Source organism: Massilia sp. 01N410 (assembly GCF_056399665.1).
Map to the genome: position 1 here is coordinate 57,767 of NZ_JBFTRV010000008.1, position 25,122 is coordinate 82,888.

Below are 25,122 nucleotides of genomic sequence, written 5' to 3' on the forward strand. Positions count from 1 at the left end.
TAATGGCGCTTCCACGAATGGAAAGAGAGCCGTGATGCAGTCCTTCTCCCACCCGATCGCGACCGAAGACAACGTCGCCAACTTCCAGCTGACCTCATACAGCTTCGGCAAAATGCGCGGCAATCCCGGCGCCGGCAAGAAGGTCTATATCCAGGCCTCGCTGCACGCCGACGAGGTGCCGGCCATGCTGGTCGCCCACGTGCTGCGGCGCGAGCTGGAGCGCCTGGACGCCGAGGGACGGATCGAGGGCGAGATCATCCTGGTGCCGGCCGCCAATCCGATCGGGCTGTCGCAGGTCGTCCACGGCGCCCCTTTCGGCCGCTACGACCTCTCCAGCGGCATCAACTTCAACCGCTCCTACAAGCACGTCGCCGCGGAGCTGAAGGCATCGCTGAAGGGCCAGTTGGGCACCGACGCGCAAGCCAACGCCGCCCTGGTCCGCGAACACGCGCGCCGCGCCGTCGCCAACTGGCGGACCGACAGCCCGACCCAGGACCTCAAGAAACTCCTGCTGGGGATGGCGATCGACGCCGACATCATGCTCGACCTGCATTGCGATAACGAGGCGGTGCTGCACCTGTACACCGGCACCCCGCTGGCCGACCAGGTCAAGCCGCTGGCGGCCCTGCTGGGCGCGCACGCGACCCTGCTGGCGCGCGAGTCCGGCGGCGAACCCTTCGACGAAGCCTGCAGCCGCCTGTGGTGGGAACTGGCCGACCACTTCGGGCCTTCGATGCCGATCCCGATGGGCTGCATCGGCGTGACCGTCGAGCTGCGCGGCGAGATGGACGTGCGCTACGAGCTGGCCGAGAAGGATGCGCAAGGGCTGCTGCAGTACCTGGCTTACCAGGGCGTGCTCGACATCGAACGCGAGCCGCTGCCGCCCCTGGTGGCCGAGCCGACCCCGCTGGAAGGCGTGGAACCGCTCGCCGCCCCGCACTCGGGCGTGCTGGTCTTCCTCAAGCGCCTGGGCGACCGCGTGGCCAAGAACGAAGCGGTGGCCGACATCGTCAACCCGGTCAGCGGCAAGACGACCACCTTGCGCGCGACGCGGGCCGGGATCCTGTTCGCCAGCACGGCGCACCGGCATCTGCTGCGCGGGATGCATGTTTGTAAGATTGCGGGGGATTCGGCTTTTCGGAGTGGGAGCCTGCTGGGCAGCTGACCATAACCGTCGTTCCCGCCACCTGCCCGTCGTTCCCGCTTTCGCGGAACGACGGTACAAAGCTTAGGCAGCCAGCCTGTCATCGAACAGGTAGCGCCGCGCCAGCAGCGACGCCATCGCCTCCGCCGGCATCGGCCGCGCCACCAGGTAGCCCTGCACCTCGTTGCAGCCCAGCGTACGCAGGATCGCCAGCTGTTCCTCGTTCTCGACGCCCTCCGCCACCACTTCCATGCCGAGCGCGTGCGCCATCGAGACGATCGCCTGGAAGAACACGGTCCCCTCCTTCGAGCGTCCCAGCTCGGCGGTGAAGGAGCGGTCGACCTTCAGCACGTCCATCTTCATGCGCTGCAGCTGCGACAGCGAAGAGTAGCCGGTGCCGAAATCGTCGACGTGCAGCTTGACGCCGAGCGTGCGGATCGCCGCCAGCTCGGCCAGGATCTCGTCCTGGTCGCCCATCATGGCCGACTCGGTGATCTCGACTTCCAGCAGCCGCGGCGCGACCGCGTGGCGGGACAGGGCCTCGCCCAGCTGGCGCGCCACGCCGCCGCGCAGGAACTGCTTGGGCGAGACGTTGATCGAGACCGGCGCCACCGGGCCTTTGTCCGCGGACCAGGCGGCCAGCTGGGCGCAGGCCTGGTCGATCACGATGGCGCCGATCGGCACGATCAGGCCGCTCGATTCGGCCAGCGGAATGAATTCGTCGGGGCGGATCATGCCCAGTTGCGGATGCTCCCAGCGCAGCAGTGCCTCCATGCTGAGCAGTTCGCCGCTGCGGGTGTCCACGCGCGGCTGGTAGTGCAGCACGAACTGGCGCTTGTCGATTGCTTCGAGCAGGCGCTGGCGCAGCTGGGCGCGGGTCTTCAGGGTGCTCGACTGGGCCGGATCGAAGAAGCGGTACTGGCCCTTGCCCTCGTTCTTGCCGGCGTACATGGCGATGTCGCTGTGGCGGATCAGGGTGGCGGCATCCTGGCCGTCGCGCGGGAACACGCTGATGCCGACCGAGGCGCCGATCACGTGCTGCTCCTCGGCAATCTGGAAGGGTTTGCTGAAGGCCTGGATGATGCGCTGCGCCACCATGCCGATCTGCTCGTCGCTGTCGAAGGGGCTGAGCAGGACGATGAATTCGTCGCCGCCGAAGCGCGCCACGCGGTCGCTCGGACGCAGCTGCGACAGCAGGCGCGTGGCCGCCGCCTTCAGCAGGCGGTCGCCGACGGCGTGGCCGTGCGAGTCGTTGACCTGCTTGAATTCGTCGAGGTCGATGAACAGCAGCGCCACGCCCTGGCCGCTGGCCTCGGCATGCGCCAGCGCGGACGGCACGAAGTGCAGGAACCAGTGGCGGTTCGGCAGGCCGGTCAGGCTGTCCTCGTTGGCCAGGCGCGCCAGCTGGGACTCGTGTTCCTTGCGCTCGCTGATGTCCTGCAGGGTCACGGCCAGGCCGTCGCCGACCCGCACCACGCGCCGGTGGCCCCAGCGGATGTTCAATCGGTTATCGTCCGGCATGCGGCGGTCTTCATGATAGAAGCCGGTCGCCATCGCATGGCGGTAGTTGGCGAGCAGCTCGGCCGCACCGAGCCCGCGGTGGAGCTCGGAGATCAGGCTGCCGACCAGGCTGGCGCGCGTCAGCCCGTAGAAAAAGGCGCCGCGCTCATTGCAGTCGACGATGCGGAAGTCCACGATCTGGCCCTTGCGGTCGCGCAGCGGCGCGACCATGTAGAAGCCGTCGTTGCCGCTCTCGGTGGCGGTGCGGTAGGCGCGCGCCACTGCGTCCTGCTCGCGCGCCCGCGCCGCCGCGCGCAGGGACAGCATGCTGGCGATGCCGGCCAACAGCAGCAGCACCGCGGTGGCCATCGAGGTATAGGCGCGGCTGTCGCGCCAGTAGGCCTGGGCGCCCGCCAGCGCCGCCTCGTGAGACAGCGCCACCAGCGCCACCACCGGGTAGGCGCTGGAACGGCGCCAGCCCAGCACGCGCGCGCGGCCGTCGCCGAAGCCGGCCTGCTCCGCGCGGCCGGGCCCCCGGACCGCGTCGACCAGCTGCACGCCGCGGGCCACCGGCCAACGCTCCGCATTCGCCGGCAGCAGCGAGCCGCGCGCACCGAGGCGCACGGCGCCGCTGCTGTCCTGTTCGAGCCGCAGATTGCCCTCGCTGCCGACCAGCGCCAGCAGGCTGTTCTCGCCCAGCGTGGGCGAGCTGACGAAGGAGGTGAAGTAGGCGGCGTCGACCGCCATCAGCAGCACGCCGGCGAATTCGTCGTCCGCCGTGTCGAGGCGGCGCGTGAACAGCACCGCGCCGCGCAGCGCGCCCAGTTCCGGCGGCGGCATGCCGATCCGCAGCGCGGTCGAGTTGCTGTCGCGGTGCTGGACGAAGAAGGCGGCGGACGACAGGTCGGCGTCCTGGCCGGCGTGCAGGCCGCGCGACGAAGCCAGCTTGCCGTCGCGCCCGATCACGCTCACCGCGAGGAAGGCGCTGTCGGTGAACATGCCGTCGCGCCGCATGTCCTCGACCAGGGCGCGGTTGCGCGAATGCTCCCAGCTGTGCTTGAGCTGCATGGTGATCTGGTCCATCTGGGCCAGCGAACGGGTGACGTACTGCTCGTAGGCCTCGGCGTAGGCGTCGGCTTCCTTGAAGGCCTGGTCCTCGGCGCGGCGGTGCTCGGCGTTCGCGCGCAGCATGGCGGCGCTCCACAGCGCGGCGCAAGCCAGCAGGGCCAGCGCCGGCCACAGCAGCGCAAAGAATCGGTGGGTGCGGGGGACGGTGTGCGCGCTGGGCTTGCTCATGCGGCAAGTCTAGCCAGCGCAGGTTACCGTTTGATGACAGCCCTCAGCGGCCGCGTTCCCGGGCCGCCTCGGCCAACACCTCGTTGACCTGGTCCATGTCCGCCGGCTTGACGAGGTAGTGGTCGAAGCCGGCCTCTTCGGCCTCCTTGCGGTCCTGGCTCTGGCCGTAGCCGGTCAGCGCGACCAGGGTGGCGCGCGCGCCGCCGGCCTGGCTGCGCAGGCAGCGCGCCAGCTCGTAGCCGTCCATGTCGGGCAGGCCGATATCGAGCAGCAGCACGTCCGGTCGTTCGCGCTGGGCGCGTTCGAGTGCGCCCCTGGCGTCGTACTCGACGCTGACGGCATGGCCCTGTACCTCCAGCAGCGCGGCCAGCATCTGCGCGGCGTCGACATTGTCGTCCACCACCATCACGCGCAGCGCGCCAGGCGCCCGCATGCCGGCGGCGGCGACCTCGTCCTCCGCCGCCCCGCCGAGGCTCGCCAGGCGCGGCAGGCAGATGCAGAACTCGCTGCCCTGTCCCAGTCCCCCGCTCTTCGCGGACACGGTGCCGCCATGCAGGGTGACCAGGCTCTTGACCAGGGCCAGGCCGATCCCGAGTCCGCCCTGGGAGCGGTCCGGGGTGCGCTCGGCCTGGGTGAACAGGTCGAAGATGTAGGGCAGGATGTCGGGCACGATGCCGACGCCGTTGTCGCGCACGGCCACGTGCACGCGCTCCTCGTCGACCGTCACCGACAGCGTGATCCTGCCGCCCGGCGCGGTGTACTTGGCGGCGTTGTTGAGGATGTTCGAGATCACCTGCACCAGACGGGTGCGGTCACCGATCACATGGGCGCTGCGGCCGGACAGCTGCAGCGTGAGCGAGTGGCGGCGCGCGTCGATCAGCGGCCGCACCTGCTCCACCGCGGCGGACACGATCACGTTCAGGTCGAGCTCTTCCTTCTCGAGCGTGACCAGGCCGCGCGTCACGCGCGAGACGTCCAGCAGGTCGTTCACCAGGTCGGTCATGTGGGACGCCTGGCGCACGATGATCTCGCTGGCGTTGGCGATGTTCCTGCTATCGAGGCTGCCGATCTTCAGCAGCTGGGCCGCGGTCATGATCGGCGCCAGCGGGTTGCGCAGTTCATGGGCCAGCATGGCGAGGAACTGGTCCTTCTGACGGTTCGCCGCGCGCAGCTCGTCCTCGATCTGCTTGCGCGCGGAGACGTCGCTGCCCTCGACGAAGATGCCGGAGACGGCACCGCTGGCGTCGCGGATCGGCTGGTAGACGAAGTCGATGTAGCGCTCTTCCAGCGGGCCGTCCGGCTCGCGCTGCAGGCGTACCGGCAGCGCGTGACCGACAAAGGGTTCGCCGGTGGAATAGACCCGGTCGAGCAGTTCGAAAAAGCCCTGCCCCACCACTTCCGGCAGCGCCTCGCGCGCGGCCTTGCCGACGATCTGGCGATGGCCGATCAGCTGCAGGTAGGACTGGTTGGTCAGCTCGAACACGTGTTCGGGACCGCGCAGCACGGCAATGATGCCGGGCGCCTGTTCGAACAGGGTGCGGAAGCGCTCGTTTTCTTCGTCGCGGTATTTTTCGGACAGCACCTGGTCTGTGACCTCGACGCAGGCGCAGTGCATGCCGCGGATGATGCCATCCTCGTCGCGCACCGGCGAATACGAAAAGGTGAACCAGGTGGGCTCGTCGTAGCCGTGACGGTTCATGACCAGCAGCAGGCGGTCGACGTAGGTGGCCTCGCCCTTCAGCGCGCGGTCGATCAGGGGCCAGATGTCGTCCCAGATCTCGGCCCAGATGTCGTGGAAGCGCCGGCCCATCGCGCGCGGATGCTTGTCGCCGAGGATCTCGCGATAGGGATCGTTGTACAGGAAGCCCAGCCCCTCGCCCCAGGCGACGAACATCGGGAATCCCGAATTGAGCATCAGCCCGACCAGGGTGCGCAGGGCCTGCGGCCAGGTACGCGGATGACCGAGGGGCGATTCGCTCCAGTCCTGCCTGCGCATCAGCGCCCCGGCTTCGCCGCCGCCGCTCAGGAACATGAGCGAGCCGGCAAGGCTGTCGGCATCGTGCGATGGTTGATCGGGCCGTGGAGCGTGTTGTCGCATGGTCATGGCTGGTCGGATGAAGACCCGAGTTTGCCATAACTTCAAGAGACAAGCCGCACGGCGAGGCAGGGGCTAGGCGGGCGGAAGCGTTTCGGGGAAGGCTGGAGCGGGTGAAGGGAATCGAACCCTCGTCGTAAGCTTGGGAAGCTTCTGCTCTACCATTGAGCTACACCCGCGTTGCCCGCATTCTACGCGGGTTTTAACGTTGTTGAGGCTCTGTTGCACAAATAAGGAAAAGGCGAGTGTGCCTTTCTGTCGACACATTTATCGCATAGAGACCGTAACGGGCGCGCCGAGGCGCGTGAAGCGGTTCAGCACTGCAGCGCGCACTTGCAGCTCGGCGACCTGACGATCGAAGTCCCGCGCCATGATGCGTTCGCCGAGCAGCGTAAAGCAGCGCATTTTGGTTTCGACAAGGCTACGTCAGTGGTAGCCGCTCCACCTCTCCCATATTGCTCGTCCGAGGCCGCGGCGTTGCTCGCAGAATCTCGTTTTGCGCCTCGGCACCCTGACGATTCGTCTTCCAGGGTTTAGCATTCTTCCTGGTCGGGATGACTGCCTGGGCCTGGCGTAGAGCGATGGCTTCATGACGGGCCTTGGTGTCGTAAGCCCCATCACCGCTGACGGCAGAGATCTGCTCGTCGAGAGGAATCTGGCTCAATAGATCCGGCAGCACAGGCGCATCGCCAATACCGTTGTCGGTCACTTCCATGGCCCGGATTTCGAGTGTGGCGGCATCGATGCCAAGGTACACCTTGCGCCGTTGCCGTCGATATTCAAAACCATGCTTCTTTGTCTTCCATTCGCCTTCGCCCAGCATCTTGATGCCCGTGCAGATGCAAGCCTGTCGTGGTGGGTGCAACTTCAACGGTTACCTGCAGCGGCCTTTGACGCCGGCTTACCGCGCTGTAGTCCGGCACAGGTCAGTCCAGCCCAGCCCTGCCAGATGCAAAAGGCTCTCGGCCATTCCATGGCCTGGCGCAAGGGTAAGTTGAACAAACACTTGATGCTCAGACAGAATTGAATGGCCTGGTCACTGAAGGTCGGACTGCGTCCACGCTTGTCACTTGCCTGGCCGTGCCAGTTCATCGTTGGGTCGAGCCAGATGAGCAGTGAGCCGCGCGACTTGAGCGCCGCGTTGTATGCCTTCCAGTTCGTCGTTCGGTATTTCTGGGGAGGGGGTTTCATGCACAAAGGCTACCTGAGCTGCAGACGACATGCCGTCCGGCTGGATTTATGCAACAGAGCCTCATGGGCATTTACACAACGCCGGCACCTTGCTCGGTGTCGGCGCTTGTACGTTCAAAGAAGATCACATCTCACACTGATCTTTTACGCGATAAGGCCCCAACCAGAGACAGGCCTAGAACGATTAAAACTCCAGTGCCGGGTTCTGGGACGCTCACAATCGGGGCCGCGCCTGCAGGGAGGTCAATGATCGCTGTGATTGCACTGAGGGCGTCATTAAATCCTGCATCCAAAGTTATATGGAGGGAATTGGGCCCTAATGTTAAGAAGGGCGTAATATCAAAACTAACTATATCGAACAAGTTACCGTTGCCAATGGATGGCCCCGGTAGGCTGGCGCCTTGAAAGAGACCACCGCTCGCCAAGGCTACTCCGTTGATCCGCAAGGTACCATCGTCGTTCGGCCCGAAATTCTGACCATCAGATACGAACAATCTCAGGAAAGCCGAGCCTCCGGTATAGTTGATACCTGCAAGGTTGATGTCCCAACCCGCAGTATCGTAGGCGGAGGCGAAATTCGAATCATTACCGTCGAAAACCACCACGTCCCTATTATTTGCTGAGTTACCATCATTGAACAACACCAGCGTTGCAGCACCGTTAACCTCAACTCCAGGCTTATTAAAGTTGGTAAGATTATAAGCACCATTGGCGTTGATAACGCTTGTGGTGTTTGCTCGATATGCTTGGCTGTTAGCGAAACCCCAGAAGTTATTATCGGAAAACCCTATGTTCGTTCCGGTAACTCCATTTCCATTCACGTTGACATTTGCATTTGCATTTGGGTCCATGGAATTTGTTGGGCCATGCCAGTAGAGCAGGGAGTTTGTGACCGTGCCGGTCACGCCGCTCACATTGATCGTTCCGGTACCAGTACCTCGCAAACCACCTGTGCCAGCGGTGGTCAGATCGGTATTAAAAAACGTCGTGTAAGGCGTTAGGGCCCCAGCGTGAGCGGGAGAAATGAGTATAGAACAAAAGCTTAGAAGGCCCAGAAATGCCTGCGTCGATCTCATTTTCATGACATTAACCTTTTCGTTAAATGATTTTATTAACAAGGGACTGCGAACACTGGATAGCATAAACCGTGCCAACAGGATTCACCCGTTATAAATCAGCGACTTAGAATTTTGTTCTATAATATTTTTCATTGTCCTTGTAAATTTTCTCGACAGTCTTCGTTCCAGTTACTCGTATCACATATCCCAATCTCTCAAGTCCATCGTTAAAATGATACTGCTTCGGCTTAACGTTGGGAGTGCCTTATCACAGCACCAGCCTATGAGAACTGATCGGATAATATGACATCTCTTCATTCATCGAATAAAATCAAATCCTGCGCCAGTCAATAAAACCCATAAAAATCAATCACTTAAGTTTGCATTAAATTAATATTGCAATAATTCATGAAAAAAATTTAAAATATAGACTTTTATTTTTAGATTTCAATTTAAAAATATTTATTTACTGATGGAATTTCTATTGAAATGCAGGCAGCTTGACCAAGCCCGAAGCCGCTGTCCCGACCTGACCTAAGATGCCCAGTACAGGCGACTGCGCAAGCCGCTAGAAACGTTCCGCATGAGCTAGCATTTTTATATTCATTGGAATCCGCAAACCGGCCCGATATATTGGAAGCGCGGCGCGCACGCCCTGGCGCCCAGCGCTTATTTCACTCGAGGAACAACTGATGGCTCACTTCGACATTGGCGCGATCGTGCGCGACCTGCACGACGCCCGCCAGCAATGGCGCCAGGCCCACCGTCCCGCCGGCGAGGTGCGCGGCATCGAATTTCCTTCGCGCGATGCGCTGGCGGACATCGTCGGCCAGCTCAAGGGCGTGCTGTTTCCCATGCGCCTGGGGCCGCCCGGCCTGCGCCGGGAAAGCGAAGACTTCCACGTCGCCCACGCCCTCGATTCCGCCCTGCACGCCCTGCTGCGCCAGGTCCAGATCGAGCTGCACTACAGCGCCGCGCTGGAGCAGCGCACCGACGGCGACATCGCCAGCCAGGCCATCGACGCCACCCGCGCCTTCGGCGCCGCCCTGCCGCAGGTCCGCATGGAAATCGACAGCGACGTGCTGGCCGCCTACCAGGGAGACCCGGCCGCGCGCAGCGTCGACGAAGTGCTGCTGTGCTATCCCGGCGTGCTGGCGATGATCCACTACCGCCTGGCACACCGCCTGTACGAACTCGGGCTGCCGCTGCTGGCGCGCATCATCTCGGAACTGGCGCATGCCGCCACCGGCATCGACATCCACCCGGGCGCGAAGATCGGTACCGGTTTCTTCATCGACCACGGCACCGGCGTCGTGATCGGCGAGACCGCCGTGATCGGCCAGCGCGTGCGCCTGTACCAGGCCGTCACCCTGGGCGCCAAGCGCTTCCCGACGAATGCCGACGGCAGCCTGCAGAAGGGCCTGCCGCGCCATCCGATCCTGGAAGACGACGTCGTGATCTACGCCGGCGCCACCGTGCTGGGCCGCATCACGATCGGCAAGGGCGCGGTCATCGGCGGAAACGTCTGGCTGACCCACGACGTGGCGCCAGGCGCGCGTGTGGCCCAGGCCGCTTCGCGCGAAGAAGTGTTCGAGACCCTGGGTTTGCCTGGCGATCCGGGCTGATCGTTATTTGGGGTTCTCGACCGTATAACCCTTGGCCTGCAACTCGGCCAGGTAGCTCTTCGGACCGAGCACCTGGCTCATCGACAGCAGCGCGAAGGTGCTCGCATTCTTCGCGAGCGCCCGTTCCGCCGTCTTCATCCATGCCACCCGGCCGCGTTCGCGCATGTCCTGGAAGGCCGGATTAGTCCGCGCGAACGAACCGTTCATCATGGCGTCGTTGCAGGTATCTTCGCGCTCGGCATAATCGAGCTTGCCGATCTCGGCGATGTTGCCGTTGGCCCAGGCATTCGCGCGCAATTTCATCGCATCGATATCGCCTTCGAAACTCTCCAGGGTCTTGGTGAAGCAGGCCACGTCTTCCATCTGCGACTTCTTGAAGTCCTTCAGCGCCTCGCGCGGATGCTCGAGCGTGACCGAGACACCGGTGCTGGTGAGCTTCACGTCGTGCTTCCTGGCGATCTTCTCGATCTGATCGGCGACTTCCCCGCCTTTCGACAGCCCGCTTTTCTTCAGCCCCGCATCCAGCAACTCCTCGGCGGCGAAGAAGGGACGGTAACGCTCGACGCCGTCGTCGCCGCCGATGTATTTCTGCTTCAGCACAGTCCAGCGTCCATAGACATCGGCCGGCAGCAGGTCGTGCAACTCGGCGCCGTCCGGGTTCTTCTTCAGGCCGATCAGCGAAGGCAGCATGCTCAGTCCGCTCATCCAGCCGACCGTGACGCTGACCCCGGGACGCAGCAGCACCTCCTGCGATTGCGCCACCAGGCGTTCGACCCGTACCGAATCCCATTCCATCTTTTGCGGCAGCGGCGAATGCATGGCGAACACCCACATCACGTGGCCATCCTTCGAGACTTTCCAGAGGCCGGGACCAGGACGCTTGCCCGAGACCACGACCGTGGCGGGCGCCGCGTCGAGCTCCTGCCCGGCGGGCGCGGATGCGGGCGGCGGATCGGTCTGCGCCAGCGCGGCGGCGCCGAGCAGGCCCAGGGACAAGACACAGGCAAAGCGTGCGGCAAGCATCGGAGAACCCCTTATTGTTGTGTTGCCAAAGCTTAGCTAACTGGCATCAAGAGGGCTACTCGCGTAACAGCTTGTCACAAAGCATGCATATCTGTCAGTCGGCAGCGGGCGGCTCTTCCGGCTGCCGGTCCAGCAGGCCGTGGGCCAGCTTCAAGCCCTCCACCATGGCCTGGAAGGCTTCGCGCTTGGCGTCCTCGCCCGGCACCCGCAGCACGTAGGAGGGGTGATAGGTGGTGACGATCCAGTGGCCTTCGTGGAAGACCGGCTTGCCCATCGCGTTCTTCAGCGTCACGTTGGCGCTGCGCATGACCGACTTCAGGGCGGTCGCGCCCAGCGCCACGATCACGGCCGGTCTTACCTGGGCCAGTTCCTTGTCGAGCCAGTAGTGGCAAGCCTCGATTTCCTTCTGCGCCGGGGTTTTATGGAGGCGCCGCTTGCCGCGCGGTTCCCACTTGAAGTGCTTGACGGCGTTGGTCACGTAGATGGTCTCGCGGTCGACGCCGGCCGCCTCGCACACGCGGTCGAGCAGCTTGCCGGCGGGCCCGACGAAAGGCTGGCCGGCCAGGTCCTCCTGGTCGCCCGGCTGCTCGCCGACGAACATGATCTTCGCCTTCTTCGGCCCTTCGCCGCCGACGGCCTGGGTGGCGAACTGCCACAACTCGCAGCGCCGGCATTCGTCCAGCTTGGAAGGCTGCTGGCGCTCCGGCTGGGCATCCTCGGGGGCGATCGGGATGGTCGTGCCCTTGCGCTGGCCCACCGCCTCGTACTGGCCGATCTTGCGCGCGCCCATCGCTGCCTCGGAAATCATGTGCGGCACGATTTTGCCTTCTGGCAAATTTTTCCAGCGGTCCGAAGTGATGTGCTGGCGCATCACCTCGACGTTCAGGCGCGCCGGATTGAACACGCTGCGGTAGTAGGTCAGCCACAAGGCTTCCCCTGTGTCTTCGAGGTCGTCGGAGTTCTTCACCAGCGGGCCGGTATTGTGCAGGGTCTGGCCATCCCACAGCACGCTGGCCTCGGGCGTGGCGATCATCCAGCTGACCTTGCCCATGCGGGAAATAAAATGCTCGGCGACCTGGGGCAGCACGTCGTGGCGCGGCTCGTACCAGGCGACGAAGCGCGGTGGCCCGGCCTCAGGCGGACGTTCGCGGAATCGGATATAGGCATGCATGTCGTGTTCCTCGCGGTGCACGGCCTTCACCATCGCATGCAGGCGCGCGCCGTCTTCGTCGGCCGGCGACTGCACCTCGTGCTCGCCCTGCTGCCAGCGCCAGATCACGCGATAGAGAAAGGCCCAGCGGTCCGGCACGCGGCAGCAGGCGGCGCTTTGCAGCATGTCCATCAGCGAGCGCGGAATGCTCGGCGCGCCGTGTTTCGGCCCGTAGCGCGCTTGGTCCGATGCGGGCGGCGGCAAGTCGGAAGGATTATGCGGCTGCTCGGCCGTGGGCGGCGCACCCGAGAACAGGTCGCCGCCGGCGTAGGGCGTGCTCCAGGTAAGCAGCTCCGGCGGCACGTCGTGGACCAGCAGCTCGCGCGCCGCCTCGCGCCATTCGGCGAAGGTCTCGACCAGCAGCGGCTGGCCCGCACGCTGTCGGTCGATCGCGCTCATGCCGCCTGCAGCTCCGGCCACAGCTTCATCTGCTGCGGGGCGTCGGCCATGTTCCGCCGCAGCAGTTCGGAGGACGCCGCGTCTTGCGCCGGCTTGTAGTCGGCGGTGACCACGAAGGGCGCCAGCTTCTTCAGGCTGCAGCGCAGGCGCGACAGATCCTCCCAGCGGATCCGGCGCAGGCGGCGCAGGTCGATGAGCCGTTTGGCCGAACGCAGGCCGATGCCGGGTACGCGCGCGATCATGGCTTCGTCGGCGCGGTTCAGGTCGAGCGGGAAGCGCTCGCGGTTGCCGAGCGCCCAGGCCAGCTTGGGGTCGATGTCGAGCGCCAGGTTGCCCGCCTGCGGCATCAGTTCGCCGGCCGTGAAGCCATAGCCGCGCAACAGGAAATCGGCCTGGTAGAGGCGGTGCTCGCGCAACAGCGGCGGCGGCGCGGACGGCACGCTGGACGGGCTCTGCGGGATCGGGCTGAAGGCCGAGTAGTAGACCCGCTTGAGCTTGTAGCTGCCGTACAGGGTCTGGGCCGTGTTCAGGATGGTCTGGTCGTCGCTGGCGTCGGCGCCGACGATCATCTGGGTGCTCTGCCCGGCCGGCGCGAAGACTGGCGCCTTCGGGTGCTCGTCCTTCTCGTCGAGCCTGGTGCGGATGGCGCCCATCGCCAGCTTGATCGTGTGGACGTTCTTTTCCGGCGCCAGGCGGGAGACGCTGTCCTGGGTCGGCAGCTCGATGTTGACCGACAGCCGGTCGGCGTACTTGCCGGCCAGCTCGATCAGGCGCGGGTCGGCATCCGGAATCGTCTTCAGGTGGATGTAGCCGCGGAACTTGTGCTCCTCGCGCAGACGCCGCGCGACCTCGACCAGCTGCTCCATCGTGTAGTCGCTGGACTGGATGATGCCCGAGCTGAGGAACAGCCCGTCGATGTAGTTGCGGAGGTAAAAATCCTGGGTCAGCTTGACCACTTCGTCGACCGCGAAGCGGGCCCGCGGCACGTTCGAGCTGCGGCGATTCACGCAATACTGGCAGTCGTAGATGCAGAAGTTGGTCAGCAGGATCTTCAGCAGCGATACGCAGCGTCCGTCCGGCGTGTAGCTGTGGCAGATACCCATGCCGTTGGTGGCGCCCAGGCCGTCCTTGTCGGCCGAATCCCGCTTGGGCGCGCCGCTGCTGGCGCAGGAGGCGTCGTATTTGGCGGCATCGGCCAGGATCTCGAGCTTGTCTTTGAGTTCCATTGTGCAGTAAATACTGTATGGATGAACAGTATACCGCAGTTCATGCCGGTGCGGCGGTGCGTGGACGCACGCTTGCCACGGGCGCGTCTTCATCGGTTTGCAACATGATCAAACTATGATAGTTTGCAATTGTTTTTGACGAATCTGATTATTGATGTCTGTCCAATTCCGCAATAACGTCCACGTCGCCGGCGCCGGCCACGCGACCCTGGTGTTCGCCCACGGCTTCGGCTGCGACCAGACCATGTGGCGCTTCCTCGTCCCCGCCTATGAAGGGCGATTCCGCACCATCCTGTATGACCTGACCGGCAGCGGCGATTCCGACCGCACGGCCTATGACCGAGCAAGGCATGGAAGCCTGCATGGCCATGCCGACGATTTGCTGGAAATACTGACCGCCTGCGCGGCCGGGCCGGTGGTCTTCGTCGGCCATTCGGTCAGCGCCACGATCGGCATGCTGGCGGCGATCAAGGCGCCGGAGCGCTTCGCTGCGCAAGTCATGGTGGGACCGTCGCCCTGCTACATCAACGACGGCGATTATGTGGGCGGCTTCAGCCGCGAGGATATGGACAACCTGCTGGCGTCGATGGACGACGATTTCCCGAGCTGGTCACGGCGCATGGCGCCCATGCTGATCGGGGCGAAGCGGCCGGCGCTGACCGCGGAGCTGATGGCCAGCTTCATGCGCAACGACCAGGGCATTGCCCGCCATTTCGCCCGCGTGACCTTCCTGTCCGACCACCGCGCCGACCTGGCTCGTTCGACCGTGCCGTCGCTGATCCTGGAATGCAGCGACGATCCGCTCGTCCCGCGTGAGGTCGGCCACTATCTGCTGCGCCACCTGCCGAACAGCAGCCTGGACGTCATCGACGACGAAGGCCACTGTCCGCACATCAGCGAGCCGACCGCCAGTTCCCGGGCGATCGATGCCTTCCTGGCGCGGACGCTCGGCTGAGCGCTCAGCGGACCGGCTTGCCGTCCGCGTCCAGCACGGTCACCTCGCCCCAGCCCAGCTTGCGGATACCCGGCTCGACCTTGCGCAGGTCGCCGATCACCAGCCACACGACTTCGTCCGGATGCACGTAGCGCGCGCCGGCGCCGGCCAGCTGCTTGTCGCTCAGCGAGCGCATGCCGCCGGCGTAGCGGTTCCAGTAATCGTCCGGCAGGCCGAGGTTGATGCTGGTGATGGCCGCGCCTTCGAGCGCATCCAGGGTGGCGAAGCGGCCCGGCAGGCGCGAGGTCACGTTGCGCATCACGCTGTCGAATTCCTCGCCGGCGATCGGACGCTGGCCGGCGATGTCGCGGATCTCCTTCGACACTTCCTGCATCGCCTCGACCGTCTTGTCGGTCTGCACCGGCGCGATCGTCAGGAAGCTGCGCTGGCCGCGCATGTCGATCATGCGGGCGGTGGTGCCGTAGCTCCAGTGCTTGTCGAGGCGCAGGTTGCGGTTCAGGCGCGAGGTCGCCATGCCGCCGAAGTCGTGCATGACGGCCTGGATCGCCAGTTCGTCCGGCTGGCCGGACGGCAGCGAGACGTGGGCGGCGACGATGGTCGACTGCGGCGCCTCCGGCTTGTCGATCAGGTAGATGCGCTTGCCCGCGGTGGCCGGCACGCTCGGCACCTGCTTGGCGGGGGCGCTGCCGGCCTGCCATTTGCCGAAGCTCGACTCCAGCGCCGGCATCAACTTTTCGAGGGTGGTGTCGCCGGCCACGACCAGGGTCGCGCTGCCCGGACGGAACCAGGCGTCATGCCAGCGCGCGACGTCGTCGCGGCTGATGGTCCGGGTGCTGGCTTCGGTGCCGGAAGCCGGACGGCCGTAGGCATGGCCCGCGCCGTACAGGATGCCCGGGATCACGCGCACCGCGAGGGCGCTCGGCTGGGCCTTCTCCTGCCCCACCTGGGCCAGGCGGCGCTGCTTGGCCAGCTCGACCTGGTCCTGCGGGAAGGTGGCGCCGAGGGCGGCGTCGGCCATCAGCGCCAGCGACGGCGCCAGGTTGGCGCTGGTCGCCTTCAGGCGCACCACCGACTGGTCCTGGGAGGTGCCGGTGCTGATGTCGGCGCCCAGCGATTCCAATGCGTCGGATAACTGGAACGCGTTGCGCGCCTTGGTCCCCTTGTCGATCAGGCCGAGGCTCAGCGACGCCAGGCCTTCCTTGCCGACCGGGTCGGCGGCGGCGCCGGCATCCAGCACCAGCGCGGCGTTGACGATCGGCGCGCCATGGCGCTCCAGCAGCACGACCTTCAGGCCGTTCTTGAGCTGGGCGCGCTGCATGGCCGGGAAGCTGACGTCGGGCGCCTGGCCGAGGGCCGGCAACTGCTTGCGGTCGAAGCCGGATTTGACGGCCGCCAGTTTCGGATAAGGCTTGACCGTCATCGTGTAATGATGCCCGCTGAGCCAGCGCTTGCCGGCCGCCTTCACGTCCGCCGGGGTGGCGCTGGCCATCTGCTCCAGGCGGGTCAGGTAGGCGTCCGGGCTGCCGCCATAGGTCATGCTCTCGGCCAGCACGTCGGCGCGGCCGCCGAAGCCGCCCAGGCGCTCCAGGCTGCGCGAGAAGTCGGCCAGCTCGCGGGTCTTCACGCGCGCCAGTTCCTCGCTCGTCGGGCCCTTTTCCAGCAGTTCGCCCACGATGCGGTCGATTTCGCGTTCCGCATCGAGCTGGTCGGCGCCGTTCTTGAGCGTGACCGTGATGCCGAAGGTGCCGCCCAGTTCACTGTCCTGCATGCCGGCCGACACGCCGGTGGCGATGCCCTTCTCGTACACCAGGCGCTTGTCCAGGCGCGCGCTCTTCGAGCCGGCCAGCACGTCGGCCAGCAGTTGCAGGCGCGCCACATCCGCATCCTTCCAGGCGGCGGCGTGCCAGCGGCGGTAGACCCGCACCTGCGGCACCTGGTCTTCCATCTCGTCGCGGATGTCGCGGTCGAGCACAGGGATCCAGGCTTCAAGGCGCGGCAGCGGCGGTCCCGGCGGCAGCGCGCCGAAGTACTTGTTCACCAGCTCGAGCGCGCGCTCGGGCGTGATGTCGCCGGCCAGCGACAGCACCGCGTTGTTCGGGCCGTAGTAGGTGCGGTACCACTCGCGGATGTCTTCCAGCGAAGCGGCGTTGAGGTCGTCCATGCTGCCGATCGTGGTCCACGAATACGGGTGCGAGTACGGGTACATCTTGGCCGCGAATTCGTAGCGCACCTTGCCGTAGGGCTGGTTGTCGCCTTGTCTCTTCTCGTTCTGCACCACGCCGCGCTCGCGCTCGAGCATGGCCTGCGAGATGTAATTGCCGAGGAAGCCCATGCGGTCCGATTCCAGGAACAGCGTGCGCTCCAGTGCCGAGGTCGGGACGTCCTCGAAGAAGTTGGTGCGGTCGGTGTTGGTGGTGCCGTTGCGGTTGTTGGCGCCGAGGTCGTCCATCGCCTCGCGGAAGCCGTGCGGGTAGTTCTCGGAACCGTTGAAGAAGAAGTGCTCGAACAGGTGGGCGAAGCCGGTCTTGCCGCGCTTCTCGTTGCGCGAGCCGACGTGGTACCAGACGTTTACGCTCACCACCGGCACGCTGTGGTCTTCATGCACCAGCAGGGTCAGGCCGTTCGGCAGCACAAACTTCTTGTAGGCGATGCTGTAGGCCTTGCGGTCGAAGCCCGAGGGCGCGGATTTGGAAGCGGTGGCGGTGGCGGTGGCGGTGGCATTGGCGGCGAGTGCCGGCGCGGAAGCAAGCGCGGCCAGGCCGAGCGCGAGCACGATCTGTTTTAATTTCATCAGCTTTATGTTCTCGTTATGAATAAAAGTTGTGGACCCGCGGCGTCACGGGGACCATCACGCAGCGCCGAGGTAGCCTTGGGCTTGCGCTAGCAGGTGGGGTTCCATGCGTGCGGCGATGCGCTGGATGTAGCTGGTGGCGGGTTGAACGCCGGCGGCACCGGCGCGGTGCAGCCAGGCATAGGCTTCGACCAGGTCCTTCTGCACGCCCTGGCCGCTGGCGTACATGACCCCGAGGTTGAACTGGGCGCGCGCATGGCCCTGGCGCGCGGCGCACAGGTACCAGAAGTGGGCGGCTTCGTAGTCGCGTTCGACGCCGTGGCCGCTGTCGTAGCGCAGGCCGAGCGCGAACTGGGCGAGGGCGTGGCCCTGGTCGGCCGCCTTGCGGTACCACTCGTAGGCCTGGCGCGGGTCGATGGTGCCGCTGTCGTCCTGGTCGAGCAGCTGGCCCAGCATGTACTGGGCCGGCGCGTAGTCCTGGTCGGCCGCCTTGCGGTACCAGTGCATGGCCTCGTCCTCGATGCGCAGGGCGAGGTCGAACTGGGCGCGCAGGTGGCCTTGGCTTGCGGCCTTGCGGTACCAGTCGAGCGCCTGCCCGGCATCCTGTTCGACGCCATGGCCGGCGTCGAGCAGCTGGCCGAGGTGGTACTGGGCGCCGGCGGAACCCTGCTCGGCGGCCTTGCGGTACCAGTGCGCGGCCAGTCCGTAATCCTGATCCACGCCCTGGCCGTGCTCGTAGCGCAGGCCGAGATTGTCCTGGGCGCCGGCATGGCCCTGCTCGGCCGCCTTGCGGAACCAGTGCAGCGCCAGGTCGGGATCGCGGGCTACCCCGTGGCCGCTGTCGTGGATGAGGGCCAGGTTGAACTGCGAGCTGGCATGGCCCTGCTCGCCGGCGCGGCCGTACCACAGGATCGCCTTTTCGCTGTCCTGCGGCAGGTCCTGTCCCTTGTCATAGCGCAGGCCGAGGTTGAACTGGGCCGGCGCATAGCCCTGCTCGGCCGCCTTGCGGAACCAGTGGATGGCCTGCTGCACGTCGCGGTCCACACCCTGGCCGCTGTCGTAGCGGAGCGCCAGGTTGAACTGCGCGCGCGCGTAGTTCTGGTCGGCGGCGCGGCGATACCATTCGATGGCGCGGCCGATGTCCTGGGCCACGCCCTTGCCGCCTTCGTACATCATGCCGAGGTTGTGCTGGGCGCCGGCGTCGCCCTGTTCGGCCGCCTGGCTGAACCAGTGCATGGCCTGCTGCACGTCGGCCGGCACGCCCTGGCCCTTGGCGTACAGCCAGCCCAGGTTGTACTGGGCCGCGGCATATCCCTGCTCGGCCGCCTGGGTGTACCAGTAGATCGCCTGCGCCAGGTCCTGGGCCACGCCCTGGCCCTTCTGGTACATCACGCCGAGGTTGTACTGGGCCTGTTCGAGGCCGGCGCTGGCCGCCATCCGGTACCAGGCCACCGCCAGCTCGTCGTTCTTCGGCACGCCGTGGCCGTTCACGTACATGAAGCCCAGGCTGTGCTGGGCACTGGCGACGCCGCGCTCGGCCAGCGCTTTTACGCGCAGGAACTCAGCGGTGTGATGAGCGACGGTATCAGGCATGGCAAGGCGGCTTCCTTACGCCTGGAACGCGAGCACGTTGCCCGCGCCGGCCGGCAGGCCCTGGCCGCGCAGCACGTCGACGAAGCGGCCCAGCGGCATCGGCCGGTGATACAGGTAGCCCTGCATCGTCATGCAGCCGTTGGCGCGCAGGTAGCGTGCCTGCGGCTCGGTCTCGACCCCTTCCGCGATCAGGTTCAGGCCCAGGCCGCGCGCGATCGAGATGATCGCCAGCACCACCGGATAGTGGCCGTACTCGTCGTGGATCTCCTTGACGAAGGACTGGTCGATCTTGATCGTGTGGACCGGGAAGCGGTGCAGGTAGGCCAGCGAGGAATAGCCGGTACCGAAGTCGTCGATCGCCACCGAGACGCCGAGCTGGCCCAGCTTGTTGAGCTGCTCGATCGCATGCTGCGGGTTGCGGATGCAGATGTTCTCGGTGATCTCGACTTCGATCTGGCTCGGCGCGATCCCGTAGCGCAGCAGGGCGCCGCGCATCTTCTCGAAGAAGTCGCCGCGGTCCAGGTATTGCGGGGACAGGTTCAGCGACAGCCGCACCTGGTTGGCGCAGATGCCCTTCCACTGCAGCATGTCGCGGCACAGTGCGCCGATCATCCAGTCCGAGATAGGGATCATCAGGCCGTTCTCTTCGGCGAAGGGCAGGAACTCGCCCGGCGTGACGATGCCGCGGGTCGGGTGGTTCCAGCGCATCAGCGCCTCGGCGCCGACGATGCGGCCGCTGGCGGCGTCGATCTGCGGCTGGTAGTACATCTCCAGCTCATCGTTCTCCAGCGCACGCCGCAGGCTCTGGCCGAGCGCGATCTTCTGGTGCGAGATGTCCTGCATCGAGGCGTCGTAGAAGGCGTGGCCGTTCTTGCCCTGCCCCTTGACCTGGTACATGGCGATGTCGGCGTGGCGCAGCAGCTCGTCGATCGACTCGCCGTGGCCCGGATAGATCGCGATGCCAATCGAGGCCGAGATGTGGACCTGGTGGCCGTCCAGGTCGAACGGCAGCTGCAGGCACTCGAGGAATTTGTCGGCGACGCTGCGCGCGTCGTCGCGGTCGCGCAGCTCGGGCAGCACGATGGTGAATTCGTCGCCGCCCTGGCGCGCCAGGGTGTCGCCCTTGCGCAGGCAATCCTTCAGGCGCACCGCAACCTGCTGCAGCAGCTCGTCGCCCTTCACGTGGCCGAGGGTGTCGTTGACCAGCTTGAAGCGGTCGAGGTCGATGAACATCACCGCGAGCTCGGTCTGCTTGCGCTTCGCCTGGATGACGGCCAGGCCAAGCCGGTCCTTGAACAGGATGCGGTTCGGCAGGTCGGTCAGGATGTCGTGGTAGGCCTGGTAGGAGATGACTTCTTCCGCGCGCTTGCGGTCGGTGATGTCGCGCGCCACGCCGTAGGTGCCGAAGAATTCCAGCTTCTTCACTTCCTGGTCGGGCACGTGCATGCCGATCGCGTTCAGCGAGATCGTCATCAGGGTGTTGTTGAAGGTGCGTTCCTGGTTCGAGCCGGCATGGCACTTCAGGCGCAGCTCGACGTTGCGCGAAGCGCGTTCGTCGACGCGGCGCTCGTTGAAGGCGTAGCGGGCGCGCTCCAGGTCTTCTTCGTGCACCAGGATCGAGTAGTGCTGGCCGATCAGCTCTTCGCGGCGGTAGCCGAGCAGCTGGTAGGCGCGGTCGTTCACGAACGTGAATTTTCCCTCGTGGTTCAGGGTATAGATGATGTCCGGCGAGGAGTCCACCAGGTAGCGGTACATCTTCTCCGAGTTTTCCAGCTGGGTCGCGATGCGGCTGTTGGTTTCCTCGAGGCGGCGCGCCTTGAGCGCGTTGGCCACGGTCGTCAGGAGCTCTTCGCGGCTGTAGGGCTTGCGCAGGTAGTCGTAGGCGCCGCGTTTCAGGGCGCCGATCGCGGCCTCGATGCCGACCTCGCCACTCATCACGATGACGTCGGCGTCGATGCCCTTCGCGTTGATGAAGTCCATGATCTCGTGGCCGCCGATGTCGGGCAGGCGCAGGTCGAGCAGGACCAGGTCGAAGCGCAGTTTCCCTAGGTGGGCCAGGGCTTCGCTGCCGGTGGCGGCGGTGACCAGCTGGTAGCCGCGGCCCTGCAGCAGTTCGTACAGCGAGGACAGCAGGCGGGGTTCGTCGTCGACCAGCAGCAGGCGCGGCTGCTCCATCGTGGACGGGAATGCGGCTTGCGGGGCAAGCGCGTCATGGGGTGCGGTTGACGGGGCGCTGTCGGAGATGGGATTCATTGTTACCTTATACTGATCCGAGCGCGCGCATCGGCGTTCCAGCCGGGGCGCTTGCGCCGGCATGCGCCGGCAGCAGAATTTCGAAACTGGTGCCGGTCTTGCCGCTGCGGCAGGCGATATGCCCGTTCAGCTTCTTGACCAGGCTGTGCACGATCGACAGGCCGAGCCCATGGTGCGGGCCTTCCTTCGTGCTCTTCACGGCGGAGAACAGATTGGCCAGCACCTCGCGCGACAGGCCCGGGCCGGTGTCGGAGACGACCAGCTCCAGGTACAGCCTGCGCTCGCGGTTGACGTGGCCGCGGTTGGCGATCTCGATGCGGCCGCCGGTGGCGGACAGCGCCTCGATCGCATTCTTGATCAGGTTGACCAGGATCTGCTTGAGGATGTCGGGATCGCCCTCGACGCGCGCCGCTTCGCTGGACATGCTGACCACGATCTCGACGTTGGGCGGCACGAAGTCGGTGGCGCGGAACAGGCGCAGCACGTCCTCCACCACCTTGGCCACGTTTGCGCTGACGCCGCCGTCCAAGGAGGAGGAAACTGCGGGCTGCACCTCGGTCAGGCTGTTGACCAGCTGGCCGACGCGGTCGATCTCCTCGTTCAGGATCGACAGCTCGCCGGCCACCGGCTCCTGGCGTTCCAGCTTACTGTCGAGGACCGACAGATAATTCTTGATGATCGACAGCGGGTTATTCACTTCGTGCACCACGCGGCGCGACGCTTCCCTGTACTCCTCGGCCACATGGGCCAGCTGTCGGCGCGCATGGCCGCGCTCAAGCATCGCGTTCTCCAGCGCGGTCGCGGCCTGGGCGCCGAAGGACTGCATGAAGCGCTCGCGCTTCTGGCAGGCCGGCACCTGCCAGCTGGCGATGCCGCCGATCAGGACGCCGATGCAGCGCGCCCCGCTCACCAGCGGCACGCAGACCAGGGATTCGGTGCCGAGCATGCGCAGCAGCTGTTCCTCGGGCAGGCCGAGCGGCGCGCCGTCGCGGCGCACGAAGGCCAGGCGGCGTTCCAGCGCGGCCTTGGCCACCGCCCCGCCCTTCGACAGCGGGATCGAGAATTCCGAGATGCGCTGCTGGTTGGCGGTGGGCGCGCCCACCAGCGCGTGGCCGGTCGGGTTCTCCAGCATCACGGCGGCGTTCTCGAAGTCGAACAGCACGCGCGCCGAACGCGCCACCGATTCCAGCAGCCCGCTCTCGCCGCCCTTGCCCTGCTGGCGCGCGAAGGCCTGGCCGATCTCCGAGACCAGCACCAGGTTGCGCATCTCCTCGGTCAGGCGCTGCTGCACAGGATCGACGGGCGGCGGCGGCGCGAAGGCCGGCAGGGCGGGAATGTCGTCGGCGCCGGCCAGGTCGATACCGAGATGGACCGCGGCGCGCTCGACCTGGCGCGCGGCCTGGGCCAGCAGCTCATCGGCGGCTTCCGGTTCGAGGTCGCACAGCTTGGCCGCCTCGACCACCAGGTTCGGGTCGTCGGCATGGGCGGACAGCAGGTGGGCGGCGCGCACGATGCGGATCAGGGGATGGGCGCCCTCCAGGCGCTCGCCCGGCTCGTGGTGGTAGAGCACCGAGTCGGCCAGGAAGGAGTCGAGCTGCCAGCGTTCGATCAGCCAGGCGCCGGCTTCGGCGTGGGTGATCTGGAGCGTGCGCTGCTCGACCGCGCACAGGTCTTCGTCGTCGCGCGCGGTGAAGTTGTAGCCGTATTCCTTCGGGGCGGTGGCCAGCAGGGCCAGGCGGCCGACGTTGTGCAGCAGCCCGGCCAGGTAGGCTTCCTCGGGCTGGGAATAATTCAGGTGGCGGGCCAGGTCGCGCGCCAGCACGGCGGCGGTGAGCGAGTTCTTCCAGAATGCGCGCAAGTCGGTCGCGCCGGAATTCGGGAAGCTGTTGAAGGTCTGGAATACCGAGTCGCTGATCACCAGGGTCTTGATCATGTCGGTGCCCAGCGCCACCATGGCCTGCTCGAGGTTGGGCAGGCGGCCGCCGCGATGATAGGCCGAGCTGTTGGCGACGCTCAGGATTTTGCCCGTCATGCCGGCGTCCTTGGCCACCAGCGCAGCCAGTTCCGGCATGCCGAGATCGTCCGCCTGCAGGTGGGCCAGCAGCTTGATGAGTATCTGCGGCATGGCCGGCAGCCGCGCGATCAGCAGGCGATTGCGGATATCCTGGTCTGGTAGGTAGTTGGTCTCAAGCACGGCCGCCACTGCTGTTCTGGATGGTTGGTGGCGGCCCTCCCCGGCTCAAGCTGCCACGATAATTCTTCTTGTAATCCCCGGAATAAAACTGGTTTTTTGGCATTGTTCCGGATGTAAAAAACTTATCTTAGCATATATACATTTCTGACCGGGAACAACATTTTCCGGTAAAAGTGATGTGTTTTAGAGTCAGAACTCAGCTGCACGTCTTGACGCGCCTCATATTCCCGTAGGGTGGGCAGGTAAATCAGTCCCCCGGACTGATTTACTCAGTCCCCGGACTGATTTCCCCCCTACGCCAGGGCTTGCTTGCGCCGATAGTGGCGCGACACCATCCAGCAAGCCAGCGACGCCAGCGCAAACGCAGCCTGGCCGAGCGCCATCGCCAGCACCGAGTAGGTCAGCGCCGGCGCGATGATGCCCGCCACGATCGCGCCCATCAGCGTGGTAACGAAGGATTGGCAGGACGCCACCGTGCCGCGGATGTGCGGGAACAGGTCGAGCGTCAGCAGGGTCGCGCTGGGGTTGATGATCGAGCTGCCGAAGTTATAGAAGAACATCGGCAGCACGGTCCACGGCAAGGCCGGCGGCAGGAAGGAGTGGTATAGCACGCTGCCGGTCACCGCGGCCAGCATCAAGGCATAGCCGATGCCGATCTGGCGCCCGTAATGCATCTTGCCGGCCAGGCGGTTGGCGGCCAGGGCACCCAGGAAGATGCCGGCCACCGCCGGCACGAACAGCCAGGCGAAGTCCGAGGGTCCCAGGTGCAGGTGCACCGGCAACAGCACCGGTGCGCCGGCGATGAACAGGAACATGCCGCCGAAGTTGAAGGCGACCACCGCCGACTTCATCTGGAACAGCACGGAGCTGAAGATGTCCCAGTAGCTGCGCGCCAGGAAGCGCGGATTGAAGGGCTGGCGGCGCTCTTTCGGCATGGTCTCCGGCAGGTGCTGCCAGCAGACCCACCACAGCCCCACGCTGAACACCAGCAGGCCGAGGAAGATCGCGCGCCAGTCCAGCAGGGTCACGATCCAGCCGCCCAGCACCGGCGCCACCGCCGGCGCGATCGAGAAGATCATCGTCACCATCGACAGCAGGCGCGCGGCCGGCGCGCCCGAGTACAGGTCGCGGATGATCGCCCGCCCCACCACCACCCCGGCCCCGGCCGAGATGCCCTGCATGATGCGGAAGATCCACAGGTAGTGCACCGAATGCGCCGAGGCGCAGCCGAGGGTGCCGACCGCGAACACGATCAGGCCAACCAGCACCACGTTGCGGCGCCCGAAGGCGTCCGCCAGCGCGCCATGCCACAGCGACATGACGGCGAAGGACAACATGTAGGCCGTCAGGGTCTGCTGGACTTCCAGCGGGGTCGCATGCAGGGTCTCCTGGATGCGCGGAAAGGCCGGCAGGTAGGCATCGACCGAGAACGGCCCCAGCATCGACAGCGCGGCCAGCAGCGAAGCCAGGCCGCCGGCCGACAGCATGGTGACCTTGTGCGGTTCCGGCAGCGGGACCGGAATGACTGGGTCCCTGGGCAGGTTGTCTGGTTCGGGTTCGGGCAGCATC

General features: G+C 65.6%; 14 protein-coding genes, 1 tRNA gene and 1 pseudogene. 3 read left to right on the top strand and 13 right to left on the bottom strand.

What is annotated here, in order from left to right:
• The first annotated feature begins 34 nt into the window (after positions 1-34).
• Positions 35-1,165 carry a succinylglutamate desuccinylase/aspartoacylase family protein gene (locus AC1DOP_RS12990; RefSeq protein ID WP_477251586.1) on the top strand — a complete coding sequence of 377 codons (1,131 nt, stop codon included), beginning with the start codon at positions 35-37 and terminating at the stop codon, positions 1,163-1,165.
• Between the two features lie 63 nt (positions 1,166-1,228).
• Here the strand turns inward: AC1DOP_RS12990 and AC1DOP_RS12995 are convergent, their stop codons facing one another.
• From AC1DOP_RS12995 to AC1DOP_RS13015, 5 genes and pseudogenes are all read right to left on the bottom strand, one after another.
• Positions 1,229-3,940: a bifunctional diguanylate cyclase/phosphodiesterase gene (locus tag AC1DOP_RS12995; RefSeq protein WP_477251588.1), complete on the bottom strand. Its 2,712-nt coding sequence runs from the start codon at positions 3,938-3,940 to the stop codon at positions 1,229-1,231.
• A 43-nt stretch (positions 3,941-3,983) separates the two neighbouring features.
• Positions 3,984-6,044 (bottom strand): hybrid sensor histidine kinase/response regulator, encoded by a 2,061-nt coding sequence (locus AC1DOP_RS13000; RefSeq protein WP_477251590.1) that lies wholly within the window; start codon positions 6,042-6,044, stop codon positions 3,984-3,986.
• 96 nt (positions 6,045-6,140) lie between these two features.
• A tRNA-Gly gene (locus AC1DOP_RS13005) sits at positions 6,141-6,214 on the bottom strand.
• An 88-nt stretch (positions 6,215-6,302) separates the two neighbouring features.
• A pseudogene (locus AC1DOP_RS13010) lies at positions 6,303-7,226 on the bottom strand (IS5 family transposase).
• A 131-nt stretch (positions 7,227-7,357) separates the two neighbouring features.
• Positions 7,358-8,308, bottom strand: a complete 951-nt coding sequence (locus AC1DOP_RS13015; RefSeq protein ID WP_477251592.1) for a PEP-CTERM sorting domain-containing protein — start codon at positions 8,306-8,308, stop codon at positions 7,358-7,360.
• 668 nt (positions 8,309-8,976) lie between these two features.
• On the opposite strand from AC1DOP_RS13015, the gene epsC reads away from it, so the two are divergent.
• Positions 8,977-9,909: a serine O-acetyltransferase EpsC gene (gene epsC / locus AC1DOP_RS13020; RefSeq protein ID WP_477251594.1), complete on the top strand. Its 933-nt coding sequence runs from the start codon at positions 8,977-8,979 to the stop codon at positions 9,907-9,909.
• A 3-nt stretch (positions 9,910-9,912) separates the two neighbouring features.
• On the opposite strand, the gene AC1DOP_RS13025 is transcribed toward epsC, so the two are convergent.
• The 3 genes from AC1DOP_RS13025 to AC1DOP_RS13035 form a co-directional block, all read right to left on the bottom strand.
• Positions 9,913-10,932, bottom strand: a complete 1,020-nt coding sequence (locus tag AC1DOP_RS13025; RefSeq protein WP_477251596.1) for a TraB/GumN family protein — start codon at positions 10,930-10,932, stop codon at positions 9,913-9,915.
• 94 nt (positions 10,933-11,026) lie between these two features.
• Positions 11,027-12,541, bottom strand: a complete 1,515-nt coding sequence (locus AC1DOP_RS13030) for a UdgX family uracil-DNA binding protein (protein ID WP_477251598.1) — start codon at positions 12,539-12,541, stop codon at positions 11,027-11,029.
• The gene (locus tag AC1DOP_RS13035) at positions 12,538-13,767 is read right to left on the bottom strand and encodes a putative DNA modification/repair radical SAM protein (protein WP_477251600.1); all 1,230 of its coding nucleotides are present in this window, start codon (positions 13,765-13,767) and stop codon (positions 12,538-12,540) included. The genes AC1DOP_RS13030 and AC1DOP_RS13035 overlap by 4 nt, the downstream gene beginning before the upstream one ends.
• A gap of 154 nt (positions 13,768-13,921) precedes the next feature.
• Here AC1DOP_RS13035 and AC1DOP_RS13040 point away from each other — a divergent pair, with 154 nt between their 5' ends.
• Positions 13,922-14,722, top strand: coding sequence for an alpha/beta fold hydrolase (locus tag AC1DOP_RS13040; RefSeq protein ID WP_477251602.1), 801 nt, complete (start codon positions 13,922-13,924; stop codon positions 14,720-14,722).
• A 4-nt stretch (positions 14,723-14,726) separates the two neighbouring features.
• Here AC1DOP_RS13040 and AC1DOP_RS13045 read toward each other — a convergent pair whose 3' ends face one another.
• The 5 genes from AC1DOP_RS13045 to AC1DOP_RS13065 all read right to left on the bottom strand — a co-directional run bounded on the left by AC1DOP_RS13045 (position 14,727) and on the right by AC1DOP_RS13065 (position 25,121).
• Complete coding sequence (locus AC1DOP_RS13045; protein WP_477251604.1) at positions 14,727-17,513, bottom strand: M16 family metallopeptidase; 2,787 nt, start codon at positions 17,511-17,513, stop codon at positions 14,727-14,729.
• Between the two features lie 57 nt (positions 17,514-17,570).
• On the bottom strand, positions 17,571-19,106 hold the full coding sequence (locus AC1DOP_RS13050; RefSeq protein ID WP_477251606.1) for an SEL1-like repeat protein: 1,536 nt from the start codon (positions 19,104-19,106) through the stop codon (positions 17,571-17,573).
• A 15-nt stretch (positions 19,107-19,121) separates the two neighbouring features.
• The gene (locus AC1DOP_RS13055; protein ID WP_442122817.1) at positions 19,122-21,359 is read right to left on the bottom strand and encodes a putative bifunctional diguanylate cyclase/phosphodiesterase; all 2,238 of its coding nucleotides are present in this window, start codon (positions 21,357-21,359) and stop codon (positions 19,122-19,124) included.
• Positions 21,360-21,366: 7 nt separating this feature from the next.
• Positions 21,367-23,484: an HDOD domain-containing protein gene (locus AC1DOP_RS13060; RefSeq protein WP_442122882.1), complete on the bottom strand. Its 2,118-nt coding sequence runs from the start codon at positions 23,482-23,484 to the stop codon at positions 21,367-21,369.
• A 362-nt stretch (positions 23,485-23,846) separates the two neighbouring features.
• Entirely contained in the window at positions 23,847-25,121 is a 1,275-nt protein-coding gene (locus AC1DOP_RS13065; protein ID WP_477251608.1) for a multidrug effflux MFS transporter, read from the bottom strand.
• Between the last annotated feature and the right edge of the window lies 1 nt (position 25,122).

What these genes read in the sequence shown, in the direction of transcription:
- AC1DOP_RS12990 (WP_477251586.1), top strand. Translation starts at nt 35, where the DNA reads ATGCAGTCCTTCTCCCACCCGATCGCGACCGAAGACAACGTCGCCAAC.
- AC1DOP_RS12995 (WP_477251588.1), bottom strand. Translation starts at nt 3,940, where the DNA reads ATGAGCAAGCCCAGCGCGCACACCGTCCCCCGCACCCACCGATTCTTT.
- AC1DOP_RS13000 (WP_477251590.1), bottom strand. Translation starts at nt 6,044, where the DNA reads ATGACCATGCGACAACACGCTCCACGGCCCGATCAACCATCGCACGAT.
- AC1DOP_RS13015 (WP_477251592.1), bottom strand. Translation starts at nt 8,308, where the DNA reads ATGAAAATGAGATCGACGCAGGCATTTCTGGGCCTTCTAAGCTTTTGT.
- epsC (WP_477251594.1), top strand. Translation starts at nt 8,977, where the DNA reads ATGGCTCACTTCGACATTGGCGCGATCGTGCGCGACCTGCACGACGCC.
- AC1DOP_RS13025 (WP_477251596.1), bottom strand. Translation starts at nt 10,932, where the DNA reads ATGCTTGCCGCACGCTTTGCCTGTGTCTTGTCCCTGGGCCTGCTCGGC.
- AC1DOP_RS13030 (WP_477251598.1), bottom strand. Translation starts at nt 12,541, where the DNA reads ATGAGCGCGATCGACCGACAGCGTGCGGGCCAGCCGCTGCTGGTCGAG.
- AC1DOP_RS13035 (WP_477251600.1), bottom strand. Translation starts at nt 13,767, where the DNA reads ATGGAACTCAAAGACAAGCTCGAGATCCTGGCCGATGCCGCCAAATAC.
- AC1DOP_RS13040 (WP_477251602.1), top strand. Translation starts at nt 13,922, where the DNA reads ATGTCTGTCCAATTCCGCAATAACGTCCACGTCGCCGGCGCCGGCCAC.
- AC1DOP_RS13045 (WP_477251604.1), bottom strand. Translation starts at nt 17,513, where the DNA reads ATGAAATTAAAACAGATCGTGCTCGCGCTCGGCCTGGCCGCGCTTGCT.
- AC1DOP_RS13050 (WP_477251606.1), bottom strand. Translation starts at nt 19,106, where the DNA reads ATGCCTGATACCGTCGCTCATCACACCGCTGAGTTCCTGCGCGTAAAA.
- AC1DOP_RS13055 (WP_442122817.1), bottom strand. Translation starts at nt 21,359, where the DNA reads ATGAATCCCATCTCCGACAGCGCCCCGTCAACCGCACCCCATGACGCG.
- AC1DOP_RS13060 (WP_442122882.1), bottom strand. Translation starts at nt 23,484, where the DNA reads ATGCCGCAGATACTCATCAAGCTGCTGGCCCACCTGCAGGCGGACGAT.
- AC1DOP_RS13065 (WP_477251608.1), bottom strand. Translation starts at nt 25,121, where the DNA reads ATGCTGCCCGAACCCGAACCAGACAACCTGCCCAGGGACCCAGTCATT.